Consider the following 12,561-nt stretch of genomic DNA (forward strand, 5'->3'; position numbering starts at 1 on the left):
CCGCTCTATCGGGGCTAAATTAGAAGTTTTATTCTCCATCAAGTATTGAATCTAAATTTCTAATATAACCTCCTATATTTACAGCTAAAAAATCGTATCAAATATGAAAAAAGAAAATACAAAGTCATGTATATTATCCTTATTATTAATAGGGTTACTACTTTTTTCAACTTTTATGACATTCCTTTTTATTTTCGAATTTACAGACAATTACAAAATCATTAAACATGAAAAACAGTTTAAAAAGATAAAAGTAAAAATTGATTCTACAAAAACATCAAGTTCCAGAAGTGGAAAAAGTTCTGCAACTTCAACATCTACAACTTTTTATTTCAACAAAGGAAGTATCTTAACCAATCAAGATAGAAAAGGGATCATTTTGAATCATCAATCGTATGAGCAAGAAATATACGAATACATGACCGACCACCAAGATTCATTATATATTTGGAACTTAGATCATAAAACTTCAAAATTTGCTTATGAAGATCAAAAAAATATTAATATTTCAGAAGAAATTGAAAACAATAATAGAATAAAAATTTATTTTGTTGTTTACATTTTCTTTTTGGTATTATTTCTAAAGGTTAGAAACAGAATTTAAAAAAGACTAATTAAAACAAACCCGACAGGTATTGAAAACCTGTCGGGTTTATATATTTTTTTTTCAGTCTTAAGAATTAAACCAACCAGCAACCAATTCATCTTCAAAAGAATTAGCATTTTTATGCACAAACTCATTCGTATTTTTATCATAAGTATAATCCAGTTTCCAGCTTTCGTGATTCTCAGCGAGCTCTTTAATACTTTCACAAACAAAAGCAATTTCTTCATTCGTTGTCGTTGGGTGAATTGACATTCTGATCCATCCCGGTTTTTTGATTAAATCGCCAATCGTAATTTCATCAACCAGCTTATTCGAAGTTTCCTGATCTACATGCAGTAAAAAATGCCCGTAAGTTCCCGCACAACTACAGCCTCCTCTGGTTTGAATTCCGAATCTGTCATTCAGTAATTTTACTCCTAAATTAAAATGCAAGTCCTCTATAAAAAACGAAATTACTCCTAACCTTTCCTGATGATGTCCCGCCAGAATTTTGATATTCGAAATCGGATTCAGCTCACTAAAAACAAAATCTACAATTTCATGCTCGCGCTGCAGGATGTTTTCAATACCCATTTCTTCCTTCAGTTCAATAGCAAGAGCGGTTTTAATCACTTGCAGAAACCCTGGAGTTCCGCCGTCTTCACGGTCTTCAATATTATCAATATATTTATGTTCTCCCCAAGGATTTGTCCAGCTAACAGTTCCTCCGCCCGGACAATCCGGAATCATATTATTGTATAATTTTTTATTAAAAATCAAAACTCCTGAAGTTCCGGGACCTCCTAAAAATTTATGCGGTGAAAAGAAAATCGCATCCAAATATGCCTGTGGGTCTTCAGGATGCATATCAATTTGAACATAAGGCCCTGAACAGGCAAAATCTACAAAACAAACACCATTATACTGATGCATCAATTTTGCTACATCATGAAAAGGAGTTCTTAATCCGGTTACGTTTGAACATGCCGTAATCGAAGCAATTTTTATCGTTCTGTCTTTGTATTTTTCTAATAATTCTCTTAAATTATCCAGACTAAAAAGCCCTTTTTCAGTTTCAGAACACGGAATAATTTCAACATCTGCAATCGTTTCCAGCCAGGAAGTCTGATTCGAATGATGCTCCATATGAGAAATAAAAACAATCGGTTTTTTCTCAGCCGGAATATTCGTAAAAGCCTTTAGGTTTTCAGGAACTTTCAAACCTAAAATTCGCTGAAACTTATTAATTACACCTGTCATTCCGGTACCATCTGTAATTAAAACATCATCAGTATTGGCGTTTGTATGACGCTTGATAATGTGACGCGCATGATGATATGCCTTTGTCATAGCAGTCCCTGAAACAGTGGTTTCGGTATGAGTATTCGCAACAAAAGGACCAAATTCATTTAAAAGCTTTTCTTCGATTGGGCGATAGAGTCTTCCGCTGGCAGTCCAATCGGTATAAATGATTTTCTTTTTACCATAAGGAGAATCAAAACACTGATCAATTCCAACAATATTCTGCCTAAAATCATTAAAATAAGCTTCTAAACCCGTGGTATTATTTTTGCTATTCATGGATGTACTTTTGTTTGACGGCAAATATATTGTTTTTAAATAAAATTGCAGAATTATCAATTAGAAACTTAAAATTTAAAATTACTTTTTACTATCTTTAATTAATTAGTCTTTTTACAAACAATTTATCATAATATCCTACATAACTAATAGGAGAAATCGGTAAACTAAAATAATATTAAATGAAAAATTTATCCGTAGCAACCTTTGGTGGCGGCTGTTTTTGGTGCATAGAAGCTGTAATTCAGCGTTTAAACGGAATCGAAACCGTGAAATCCGGATATTCTGACGGACAAATTAAAAATCCGGCTTACAGAGAGGTCTGCACCGGAAGAACCGGACATGCAGAAGTGATTCAGGTTGTTTTTAACCCTGACATAATTTCATACCATGACTTAATTACCATTTTCATGACAAGCCATGATCCTACAACCCTAAATCGCCAGGGAGCTGACAGCGGAACACAATACCGTTCGATTATTTTATATCACGATGAAACACAAAAATCAATTGCCGAACAGGTTTTCAGTGAACTAAAATCTGTTTTTCCGGATCCAATTGTAACACAGCTAAAACCTTTTCAGGTGTTTTATGAAGCCGAAGAAGATCATCAGAATTATTACAATGACAACCCCGAAGCAGGTTATTGCCGAATGGTGATTGATCCTAAAGTATATAAATTAAAAAAAATGTATGCTGACAAATTAAAAGATTGAAAATTAAAATGAAAAAATTAAAAATACATAATCGTTTTACAACTGAATTACCGGCTGACCCTAATGAAAACAACGAAATCCGCCAGGTTTCACAAGCCGTTTTTTCTTATGTAAGCCCAACAAAACCCTCGAATCCTAAACTGATTCATGCTTCAGAAGAAGTTGCGGAATTGGTTGGAATCTCAAAAGATGAAATTCAGTCAGAACAATTTGTAACTATTTTTTCCGGTAAAGAAATTCTGCCGGAAACGAAACCTTATGCTACGTGTTATGCGGGACATCAATTTGGAAACTGGGCAGGACAATTAGGCGATGGACGAGCTATAAATTTAACTGAAGTTGAACACAACAATCAATATTTTACTTTACAACTAAAAGGAGCAGGAAAAACACCGTATTCACGAACTGCAGACGGATTAGCGGTTTTACGCTCATCTATTCGGGAATATTTATGTGCCGAAGCGATGCATTATTTAGGCGTTCCCACTACCCGATCACTTTCTTTAATACTTTCAGGCGATCAGGTACTTCGGGATATTTTGTACAACGGAAATCCTGCTTACGAAAATGGTGCTATTGTATGCCGTGTAGCTCCATCATTCATACGTTTTGGAAGTTTTGAAATGCTTACTGCCCGAAATGAATTAAAGAATCTAAAGCAGTTTATTGAATACAATATCAAACATTATTTCCCTGAAATTACAGGCGAACCAAAAGAACAATATTTACAGTTTTTTAAAACTGTTGCTGATACAACCAGAGAAATGATCCTGCACTGGCAGCGCGTAGGTTTTGTTCATGGCGTAATGAATACCGATAATATGTCTATTCACGGAATAACGATTGATTACGGACCTTATGGCTGGCTGGAAAATTACGATCCAAACTGGACACCGAATACAACCGACAGTCAAAACAGAAGATACCGTTTTGGAAACCAGCCTCAGGTTGCACAATGGAATTTGTTTCAATTAGCTAATTCGCTTTATCCGTTAATCAATGAAGCTGAGCCTTTAGAGAAAATACTAGAATCGTTCATTACTGATTTCAATTCAGATTACACAAAAATGATTTTATCCAAACTGGGATTATTAACTCCATCAGAAAATGATGCTGAATTTATAGCCTATTTAGAATCAAATCTGCAATTATCAGAAACCGATATGACTATTTTTTATCGTAATCTGAACAAAATCAGAAAAGGCGATTCGGCAGAAAAAGCACTGCAGGCTATTGAAGATGCTTTTTACAAACCGGAAGAAATCAAAGACACGATTAAAAACAATTGGTCATTATGGTTTGCCGATTATATGCAGCGTCTTAATCACGAAAACACTTCAGATAACGAACGAATTGCACTTCAAAATTCCGTTAATCCTAAATATGTATTGCGAAATTATATGGCACAATTAGCGATTGATGCTGCTGATAAAGAAGATTATTCGCTAATTACGGAATTATATGAATTACTCAAAAAACCTTATGATGAGCAGCCTGAATACGAAAAATGGTTTGCAAAACGACCAGACTGGGCGAGGTCAAAGGTAGGATGCTCTATGCTTTCGTGCAGTTCTTAAAAATTTTAAACACAACATCGAGCTCAATATCATTAAGTTATAAATTCGTCAGTTCGAGTTGAGTTATAATTTGCGATAGAAAATTATAACGAAGTATCAAGAACCTTATTTCCTTAAGGCTTCTCGATACAATTTTAAACATTAAAGCTATTGCATTAATCTTTAAAATCACTCGAAGTGACGGCTAAAATCGCTTATCGTAATATTAAAATCTATTTCGAAGTAATATAATCCACAATCATACTGGCATGAATACGCGAATTTTCAATAAACCATTTGTGAGTCTGCATGCCTCCGCAGACTACACCTGCTAAAAACAATCCATCAACATTCGTTTCCATAGTTTCAGCGTTGTAAGTTGGTATTTTCAATTCATCGTCGGATAACTGAATACCCATCTTTTCAAGAAACAATAAATCAGGTTTGTAGCCCGTCAGTGCCAGGACAAAATCATTTTTGATAGTTACTTTGCCATTCGGAGTTTCTATTTCCACTTGATTATTCCGAATTTCAGTAATATTTGATTCAAAATACGCTTTTATACTGCCTTCAGCTATTCGGTTTTCAATATCCGGTTTTACCCAGTATTTTACCCGATTATTGATTTCGGTTTTACGAATTACCATAGTTACATTTGCCCCTTTACGCCAACATTCCAAAGCCGCATCAACTGAGGAGTTATTCGCACCAACAACCAGAACATCCCTAAAAGCGTATTCGTGAGCTTCTTTGTAGTAATGACGAACTTTAGACAGCTCCTCACCTTTTACGCTCATTTCAATCGGAATATCATAAAAACCGGTTGCGACAACTACATTTTTAGCTTCGTAAAGACTTTTATCTGTTGTGATTTTAAAAAGCTGATTTTCTAATTTCTGAACTTCTGTGACTTTTTCGAATAAATTAATATTGAAATTAAAATAACGGTGAATGTTTCTATAATATTCCAATGCTTCCTGACGTCCGGGTTTTGGAGCCAGACAATTAAACGGAATGTTGCCTATTTCAAGTCTTTCCGCCGTAGAAAAAAAAGTCATATACAAAGGATAATTGAAAATACTGTTTACAATTGCCCCTTTCTCGATAATCAGATAATTCAGGCTTTTCTTTTGAGCTTCAATTGCGCATGCAAGCCCGATTGGACCTCCTCCCACAATAATCAGATCGTATGGATGTGTCATAAAATTGTTATTTTTCCCAGTCTTTAAAAGGATTTTTGCTTAAATAAGCATTGTAGTAGCGCTCATCATTTGTTACCTCATCACCCAGCCAGTCTGGTTTTTCAAAAGATTCAGTTTCAGATTCCAGTTCAATTTCCGCCATAACCAAACCTTCATTTTCTCCGTAAAATTCATCCACTTCAAAAACATGTTTGCCTGATTGTATTTCATAACGCGTTTTTTCAATCTTACCCTTTTCACATAATTTAAGCAATTCCTGAGCTTCGTCCAGCGGAATTTCATTCTCCCACTCAAAACGGGTCATTCCGCCATGATGCCCAATACCTTTTATCGTGATAAATCCTTTTTTGCCTTTGATCCTGATACGGACTGTTCTTTCAGGAAGCGAACTTAAATAACCTTGCGCAATTTTATTTTCGGCAAAAGCCTGTACTTTGAATTCGTCAGATTTCACAAGAAATTTTCTTTCAATCTCTATCATTAGTTCTGCTGATTAAATTTTATGCAAGTTACTTAATTTGGTGCTAAACTAAATTCGTTTATTCGAATTTTAAGAAGACAAAAAAGTGATTTTATCAGACTTTTTCAAAAAAAGCAGAATCCCAGTTTTTAGTTTTACTGTACCACAATTGTCCATTCAAAACTTCCAACGGGCAATCAATATTATTGGTATAAAGTGCTCCGGTACCTAATCCCTGGGGCATATTAGAATTTAGCAGAAATGTCCATTGTGCAATTGCATTTAAACCAATGTTGCTTTCCAGTGCTGAGGTAATCCACCAGCCGATATTATATTTTTCAGCTAACGTAATCCACTCCCGGGTTCCTCTGAAGCCACCAACAAAACTTGGCTTCAAAATGATATATTGCGGTTTTATCTTTTGCAAAAGTGCTTCTTTTTCTTCGAATGAAAACACACCAATAAGTTCTTCATCCAAGGCAATAGGGAAAGGGGTATTTTTACATAGTTCTGCCATACTGTCAGTATTGCTCTTTTGAATAGGCTGCTCTATACTATGCAATTCAAAACCAGATAATTGATTTAATTTATCTAAAGCTTCATTTGAAGAAAAGGCTCCGTTTGCATCTACCCTGATTTCTATTTGATCTGGAGTGAAATGAGTTCTGATAAATCGTAATAACTCGAGTTCTTTTTGAAAATCTATAGCTCCAATCTTGAGTTTAATACAGGTAAATCCTTGTTTGAGTTTTTCTTCGATCTGCTCTTTCATGAAAGCTTCTTCACCCATCCAAACCAAGCCATTTATGACAATTGATTTGGAATTATTAGTAAAATCTGAAGGAAATAACAGATAAGGATTTTCACTTTTCAGGGATAAAAAAGCCATTTCTATTCCGAATTGAATAGAAGGAAATTTAAGTAATTTATTCCAAAGAACAGTTTCTCCTAAATGAATATTTTGACAAACCCATTTTAATTTTTCTTCATAATCTTCTCTGTCATCTGCGCTCAGTCCTCTTAAAATACCACACTCTCCTATTCCTTTTTTACCGTTTTCTTCGAGTACAATAAACCAGGTTTCTTTTTCGATCATAACACCTCTTGACGTTCCTGAAGGACGCTTAAATTCGAGCATGTATTTTTGATAAGTAGCTTTCATATGTGGTGGTGTATTTAAACCATATAAGTGATTATAAGAAAATTTAATTTCGCTTTTTCGGCAAATTTAAATAAACCTATAATCACTTATATGGTGAAAATATTTTTAATTATACAATTTCAGTACCCTCTCAAAGTCGGATGAAGGCAATCCTGCTTTTTGAAAAAGAGCAAAATCTTGTTTGGTTTTATCTATCCAACTTAAACTGTCTGTTACGTTTTGAGACTGGTATTTTTTATAAATCTGCCTTGCATCGCTGTAATTGTCATTAACCAGATAGGCATGGGCCAAATTTAATTTTACTAATAATTCCGTGTCATCTAACTTTTCGCCTTCTTTTAAAAACTTGATTGCTTTTGCGTATTGCTTGGTTAGAATATAACTATAGCCAATTGAGCTATAATCAAGAGCTGTTGCTTTACCGGCATTAATTATCGTATTTAATTTAGGGATTGCGTCATTGTATTTCTGCAATTTTATCAAAGCATTTGCCTGGGTCCGTAAATCATTATAAACGTTTTTAGAAATAGACGCATCATTATAACAAGCATTTCCAAAATCCTTGTAAACCTTTGTTTTTTCTATAGCAAGCAATTTTTGGTATTCACCATAACGGTACTGTTTCATGATTTTGTCTAAAATACAAACACAAAAATCATCTGAATTTGCCATTTTTTGTGCCATTGTAGAGGTTTTGCACAAACTGACAATTTCATTCTTATTATCCTGATTCCATCCACGGTTTAGCTTAGTGTCAACCCAAGGCACGACTTCCAAAACTATTTTTTGTTTCAACAGCCAGTTTTTGCTCTCGAAGCCAAACCAAATAGTAGTAGTATTTGCATTCAGGCAAGAAGATTTTTCGATTGACAAACGCTTAGCATCTTTACTAACAGACTCTGTCTGAGCATAACAGGCGTCATTAACTTTTCCGTTATCAATATATTTTTTTGCATTTGCATCAGAGCTAAAAAGTGCATACGTGCATTTGTCGTCACCTGAAATTTTTGACATCAAAAACACAGCTCCTGCAGAACCCTGACCAATTCCATATGGATCGGGAATAGATTTTAGCAATGAAACCAAACTATTGGCCATTTGCTGATTTTCATCTAAAAGTGTAACCCGATAAACGATTTCAGTTGTACCTACTGGTAAATCTTCTGTTTTGACTGTTATTCGGTCTCCTGCAGAAACGATTATTTCCTTTGTAGTGGCGCGTTCTTTATCCCAATAACCATCTTTTTGGGCGGTAACATTATAAAAAGAACCAATTAGAAACAAAACAAAAATTCTCTTCAAATTCATATTATTCAATATCAAAATTCAATATCAAAATTCAATAACAAAAAACAATTTCAATGCCAAACTTCAATACGTTCAACTTAGCTCGTCTTGATATTTTTTTAACCTGAAACTTTAAACCTGAAACTTTTTTCATCAGTCCGGTTCGTTCATGATTTTTTCTCGGTATTTTTTACCTATTAAAAGCGTCATGTTTTTCTTGTAATCATCAACCAGCCATTCGCGGTAGTTTTTACTGCACTGACTTAAGCATTTTGCATAACGTTTGATACGGCATTCGATATCATCATCCAGTTCCTTAGCTAGTGCTTTTGCTTCCTGAAGTGTTTCTGTATTATCAACACACATAGCCGAATGTTGTTCCAATGATTTGTCTAATACAATTTTGGAACGTAAATTTTGCTTAATTGCTAATTTGTGCTCTTCATCTACATCAAACGTAACATCGGCTGTTTTACTGAATTTTGCACGCAATTCAGGCGGCATACTGTATTTGAAAAACATTTCGATTTCAGTATCATCACGCAGATTTTCTAAGTAAAATTCGGGAGATTTAAAAATATGCTGCCAGTTTACAGGCTCGCTCCATAAACCAAAACGGGCTGCATTATTACCTAAATCGATAACTGTAAATTCATCTTTACCAGGCAACTTTCGCGATCCACGCCCAATCATCTGGTAATATAATGTCAATGATTTTGTAGCTCTGTTTAGAATAATAGTTTCAACTGTTGGCTCATCAAAACCGGTAGTTAAGATTCCGACAGAGGTTAAAATAGCATCAGGCGTTTTTTTGAACCAAGCCAAAATATCTTTACGCTCTTCTGCACTGCTTGTATTATCAAGGTGCCTAACGTCGTAACCCGCTTCTCTAAAGGTTTCATAAACGTATAGCGAAGTATGGATACCGTTATTGAAAATCAGTGTTTTTTTACCTAATGAACGCTCTGTGTACGCATGAAGCAATTTTTCCTGCATAAGCGTATTGGTATACAAATCATCAGAGGATTTTACTGTATAATCTCCGTTGATACCTACTTTTAGAGAAGTCAAACCAACATCATAACTGTAAGTTGTAGCCCTCGCAAGGAATCCTTTGTCGATTAATGAACTAATAGTATCCCCTACAATAAGTTCATTATAACTTTGGTGCATTGGTAACTTTATATTCGAACTCAAAGGTGTTGCTGTTACTCCAAGAATAAAGGCATTTTTGAATGAGTTTAATAATTTTCTGAATGAATTGTAATGTGCCTCATCAATAATTACCAAACCAATGTTATCAAGATGCAATTTCTCGTCATTAATACGGTTCTTTAAAGTTTCAACCATCGCCACAAAACATGAATAATCATTTTGATCAGGAAGTTCTTTTACTTTACTGTTGATGATTTTATTAGAAACGCCAAAACCTTTCAGCATTTTTGAAGTCTGCTTACAAAGTTCAATACGGTGCGTCAACACTACTACTTTTTTATCGTTATTAGCTAAATAACGACGCACTATTTCGGAAAAAATTACTGTTTTCCCACCACCCGTAGGCAGCTGATATAATAAATGATGTTGAGCAGGAGCATTATCTAAGCGTTCAAAAATGGCATCAATATCACCTTTTTGGTATGCATAAAGTTCTTTTCTGTCTTCTCTTTCTATTTCTAAAGTGTTTGGGAGCATTGTAATTTTTTGAATTTTTGCAAAAGTACACCTAAAAAACAGTTTTTCATCTTATTTTAACCTAAAATAAATGTTTTTTTTAAATAAGATTTTTTATGAGAAATACATTTATATATCTATTTTGTCTAAAATCGCTTCAAATTCATATTTATTTTTCCATTTTTGTTGAAGAGTTTCTTGTTGTATTGCAACAATTCTTAATTTAAATTCATTTAAAATCCCATTAGAAATCACAAAATTCACCGCCTGCTCAAAAGAATTAAGCATGCTTTTATAGAACAATTCCTGTTTTATGAAGTTTCCGGACGAATATGTTTGGGCAATTTCAATATTATAGAGCATAATATCTGCAATTACAAACGCGTCAACGCCCAATAAAATAAAATGCTTAATGATTTTTTGAGCCACAGAACGACGCATCTTTGCCTTCGGTCGCCATTTTGCACCAGGCTTTTTTACAGGAAAATATTCATGTGAGATTTTTGCTTTGCTTTCCTGTAAAAGTTTATCTTCTTTCGGATTAAAAACAAAGTCATAAAAGACCTTTACGGGACTAAATTTTTCGTACAACTCGATAATTTGTTCTTCGAGCTGCTCTTTGTTTAGTTCTCCTACATATTTTTTCAAATCACGTTTGCTCATACTCAAAGTTTAAGATTACAAAAGTAAATTACTTTTATTACACATACTTTAATAATCGGGTTTAATACTTAATTTTGCCAATATAAATTTAAAAAATAAATACATGCTTAAGATTTTTAAAGTTACCGCTATTTTAGAAGGAATTTCTTATTTAGTATTAATCGCCAATATGTTGTTTTTAAAATCCAGTAATCCGGAACTTTATCATACAATAGTCCGTCCGTTTGGAATGGGACACGGAGTCTTGTTTATAGGCTACATTATATTAGCTGCTTTATTGAAAAAATCCCAAAACTGGGACTTAAAAACATTTGGAATCATCCTTATTGCTTCTCTTATTCCGTTTGGAACTTTTTATATTGAGAGAAAATATTTAGAAAATAATGCATAAGCTTTTGGATAAAATATTCAATTTTTTATATCCGCTTTTCAGGGATTGGGGAATGAGCCGCAACTTTGCGTCATACATCAGCCTGATCTTTAATATTGCCATCATGCTGGCTCTGGCTTATGCTATTTATTACGTTGCCAAGTTTGTTCTGGTAACGTTGACAGCAATTTTTGCACAGCGAACCAAAACCAAGTTTGATGATTATTTGATTCACAATAAAACTACTAAATACACCGCTTATTTAATTCCGTTTTTCTTTATTTACAAAGCTGTTCCGGTTATCTTGGACAGATATGAATATTGGGAGCTGATGTTCGGAAAAATAGTGGGCGTTTATATCGTTCTGATCAGTTTATGGATTATAAGAACTATTTTTAATGCTTTACGCGATTATTTAAAAAGCAAACCTGAATACAGCGACAAACCTATAGACAGCTTTGTTCAGGTTATTATGATTGTTCTTTGGATTTTTGGAATTGCCATGATTATTTCGACTTTATTCGGAATCAAAAAAGGCGAATTATTGACTATTTTAGGGACACTTTCGGCCATTATTATCTTAATTTTCAGAGATACTATTTTAGGATTTGTTTCTAGTGTCCAGGTAGCAATCAATGATATGGTTCGTATTGGAGACTGGATTACCATGGATAAATTTGGGGCCGATGGCGATGTAATTGAAATCAATCTGACGACTGTAAAAGTCCGGAACTTTGACAATACCATTACCACTATTCCAACATATTCGTTGAGTTCTGATTCATTTCAAAACTGGCGCGGAATGCAAAAATCTGAAGGAAGACGCATTAAAAGACACATTTTGATCAAAAGCAGCAGTATTCGTTTTTTAAATAATGACGATCTGAACCAAATGAAAAAAGTGCAATTAATCAGCACTTACATCGAATCCAGACAGGCTGAAATTGAGAAATACAATCAAGTGCATGGAATTGATAAAACGCTTTCGCTAAATGGCCGAAATATGACTAATCTTGGATTATTTAGAAAATACATTATTCAATATCTGGTTAATCATCCGGGATTAAACAAAGACATGCATATGGTTTGCCGTCAGCTGCAACCAACAGAGTATGGAGTTCCTTTGGAGATTTATGCTTTTTCAGGTGATAAACGCTGGGCTAATTACGAATACATAATGGCAGATATTTTTGACCACATTATGGCCTCGGTAATTTATTTTGATTTGGAAATGTTCGAATTACCTTCTGCAATTGGCCATTTGGACAGGTAAACAAGTTTCAGGTTTCAGGCTGAACATCTTTATA

The 12,561-nt window shown here is 34.1% G+C and carries 12 protein-coding genes; 5 read left to right on the forward strand and 7 right to left on the reverse strand.

Annotated features, from left to right (window positions below; all coding sequences use genetic code 11):
* The first annotated feature begins 103 nt into the window (after nt 1-103).
* A complete protein-coding gene (locus DMB68_RS08795) occupies nt 104-604 on the forward strand; it encodes a hypothetical protein (protein WP_124019411.1) in 501 nt (166 codons plus the stop codon).
* 69 nt (nt 605-673) lie between these two features.
* Here DMB68_RS08795 and DMB68_RS08800 read toward each other — a convergent pair whose 3' ends face one another.
* A complete protein-coding gene (locus DMB68_RS08800; protein WP_110346229.1) occupies nt 674-2,167 on the reverse strand; it encodes an aminotransferase class V-fold PLP-dependent enzyme in 1,494 nt (497 codons plus the stop codon).
* Nucleotides 2,168-2,349: 182 nt separating this feature from the next.
* On the opposite strand from DMB68_RS08800, the gene msrA reads away from it, so the two are divergent.
* Nucleotides 2,350-2,883, forward strand: coding sequence for a peptide-methionine (S)-S-oxide reductase MsrA (gene msrA, locus DMB68_RS08805; protein WP_110346230.1), 534 nt, complete (start codon nt 2,350-2,352; stop codon nt 2,881-2,883).
* 8 nt (nt 2,884-2,891) lie between these two features.
* A complete protein-coding gene (locus DMB68_RS08810) occupies nt 2,892-4,460 on the forward strand; it encodes a protein adenylyltransferase SelO (protein WP_110346231.1) in 1,569 nt (522 codons plus the stop codon).
* 212 nt (nt 4,461-4,672) lie between these two features.
* Here the strand turns inward: DMB68_RS08810 and DMB68_RS08815 are convergent, their stop codons facing one another.
* The 6 genes from DMB68_RS08815 to DMB68_RS08840 all read right to left on the reverse strand — a co-directional run bounded on the left by DMB68_RS08815 (nt 4,673) and on the right by DMB68_RS08840 (nt 10,884).
* Nucleotides 4,673-5,641 (reverse strand): YpdA family putative bacillithiol disulfide reductase, encoded by a 969-nt coding sequence (locus DMB68_RS08815; protein WP_110346232.1) that lies wholly within the window; start codon nt 5,639-5,641, stop codon nt 4,673-4,675.
* Nucleotides 5,642-5,648: 7 nt separating this feature from the next.
* Nucleotides 5,649-6,122: a CYTH domain-containing protein gene (locus tag DMB68_RS08820; protein WP_110346233.1), complete on the reverse strand. Its 474-nt coding sequence runs from the start codon at nt 6,120-6,122 to the stop codon at nt 5,649-5,651.
* 94 nt (nt 6,123-6,216) lie between these two features.
* Nucleotides 6,217-7,263 carry an o-succinylbenzoate synthase gene (locus DMB68_RS08825; protein ID WP_110346234.1) on the reverse strand — a complete coding sequence of 349 codons (1,047 nt, stop codon included), beginning with the start codon at nt 7,261-7,263 and terminating at the stop codon, nt 6,217-6,219.
* A 105-nt stretch (nt 7,264-7,368) separates the two neighbouring features.
* On the reverse strand, nt 7,369-8,571 hold the full coding sequence (locus DMB68_RS08830) for a tetratricopeptide repeat protein (protein WP_110346235.1): 1,203 nt from the start codon (nt 8,569-8,571) through the stop codon (nt 7,369-7,371).
* A 132-nt stretch (nt 8,572-8,703) separates the two neighbouring features.
* On the reverse strand, nt 8,704-10,242 hold the full coding sequence (locus DMB68_RS08835) for a DEAD/DEAH box helicase (protein ID WP_110346236.1): 1,539 nt from the start codon (nt 10,240-10,242) through the stop codon (nt 8,704-8,706).
* 108 nt (nt 10,243-10,350) lie between these two features.
* A complete protein-coding gene (locus DMB68_RS08840; protein ID WP_110346237.1) occupies nt 10,351-10,884 on the reverse strand; it encodes a DUF6155 family protein in 534 nt (177 codons plus the stop codon).
* A gap of 103 nt (nt 10,885-10,987) precedes the next feature.
* Here DMB68_RS08840 and DMB68_RS08845 point away from each other — a divergent pair, with 103 nt between their 5' ends.
* Together DMB68_RS08845 and DMB68_RS08850 are read left to right on the forward strand one after the other, a co-directional pair.
* Nucleotides 10,988-11,275, forward strand: a complete 288-nt coding sequence (locus DMB68_RS08845; RefSeq protein WP_110346238.1) for a DUF3817 domain-containing protein — start codon at nt 10,988-10,990, stop codon at nt 11,273-11,275.
* The gene (locus tag DMB68_RS08850) at nt 11,268-12,527 is read left to right on the forward strand and encodes a mechanosensitive ion channel family protein (RefSeq protein WP_110346239.1); all 1,260 of its coding nucleotides are present in this window, start codon (nt 11,268-11,270) and stop codon (nt 12,525-12,527) included. The genes DMB68_RS08845 and DMB68_RS08850 overlap by 8 nt, the downstream gene beginning before the upstream one ends.
* Nucleotides 12,528-12,561: the final 34 nt, after the last annotated feature.

Origin of the sequence: Flavobacterium hydrophilum (assembly GCF_003202405.1) — a bacterium.
GTDB lineage: Bacteria > Bacteroidota > Bacteroidia > Flavobacteriales > Flavobacteriaceae > Flavobacterium > Flavobacterium hydrophilum.

What these genes read in the sequence shown, in the direction of transcription:
- DMB68_RS08800 (WP_110346229.1), bottom strand. Translation starts at nt 2,167, where the DNA reads ATGAATAGCAAAAATAATACCACGGGTTTAGAAGCTTATTTTAATGAT.
- DMB68_RS08850 (WP_110346239.1), top strand. Translation starts at nt 11,268, where the DNA reads ATGCATAAGCTTTTGGATAAAATATTCAATTTTTTATATCCGCTTTTC.
- msrA (WP_110346230.1), top strand. Translation starts at nt 2,350, where the DNA reads ATGAAAAATTTATCCGTAGCAACCTTTGGTGGCGGCTGTTTTTGGTGC.
- DMB68_RS08795 (WP_124019411.1), top strand. Translation starts at nt 104, where the DNA reads ATGAAAAAAGAAAATACAAAGTCATGTATATTATCCTTATTATTAATA.
- DMB68_RS08810 (WP_110346231.1), top strand. Translation starts at nt 2,892, where the DNA reads ATGAAAAAATTAAAAATACATAATCGTTTTACAACTGAATTACCGGCT.
- DMB68_RS08815 (WP_110346232.1), bottom strand. Translation starts at nt 5,641, where the DNA reads ATGACACATCCATACGATCTGATTATTGTGGGAGGAGGTCCAATCGGG.
- DMB68_RS08845 (WP_110346238.1), top strand. Translation starts at nt 10,988, where the DNA reads ATGCTTAAGATTTTTAAAGTTACCGCTATTTTAGAAGGAATTTCTTAT.
- DMB68_RS08830 (WP_110346235.1), bottom strand. Translation starts at nt 8,571, where the DNA reads ATGAATTTGAAGAGAATTTTTGTTTTGTTTCTAATTGGTTCTTTTTAT.
- DMB68_RS08835 (WP_110346236.1), bottom strand. Translation starts at nt 10,242, where the DNA reads ATGCTCCCAAACACTTTAGAAATAGAAAGAGAAGACAGAAAAGAACTT.
- DMB68_RS08840 (WP_110346237.1), bottom strand. Translation starts at nt 10,884, where the DNA reads ATGAGCAAACGTGATTTGAAAAAATATGTAGGAGAACTAAACAAAGAG.
- DMB68_RS08820 (WP_110346233.1), bottom strand. Translation starts at nt 6,122, where the DNA reads ATGATAGAGATTGAAAGAAAATTTCTTGTGAAATCTGACGAATTCAAA.
- DMB68_RS08825 (WP_110346234.1), bottom strand. Translation starts at nt 7,263, where the DNA reads ATGAAAGCTACTTATCAAAAATACATGCTCGAATTTAAGCGTCCTTCA.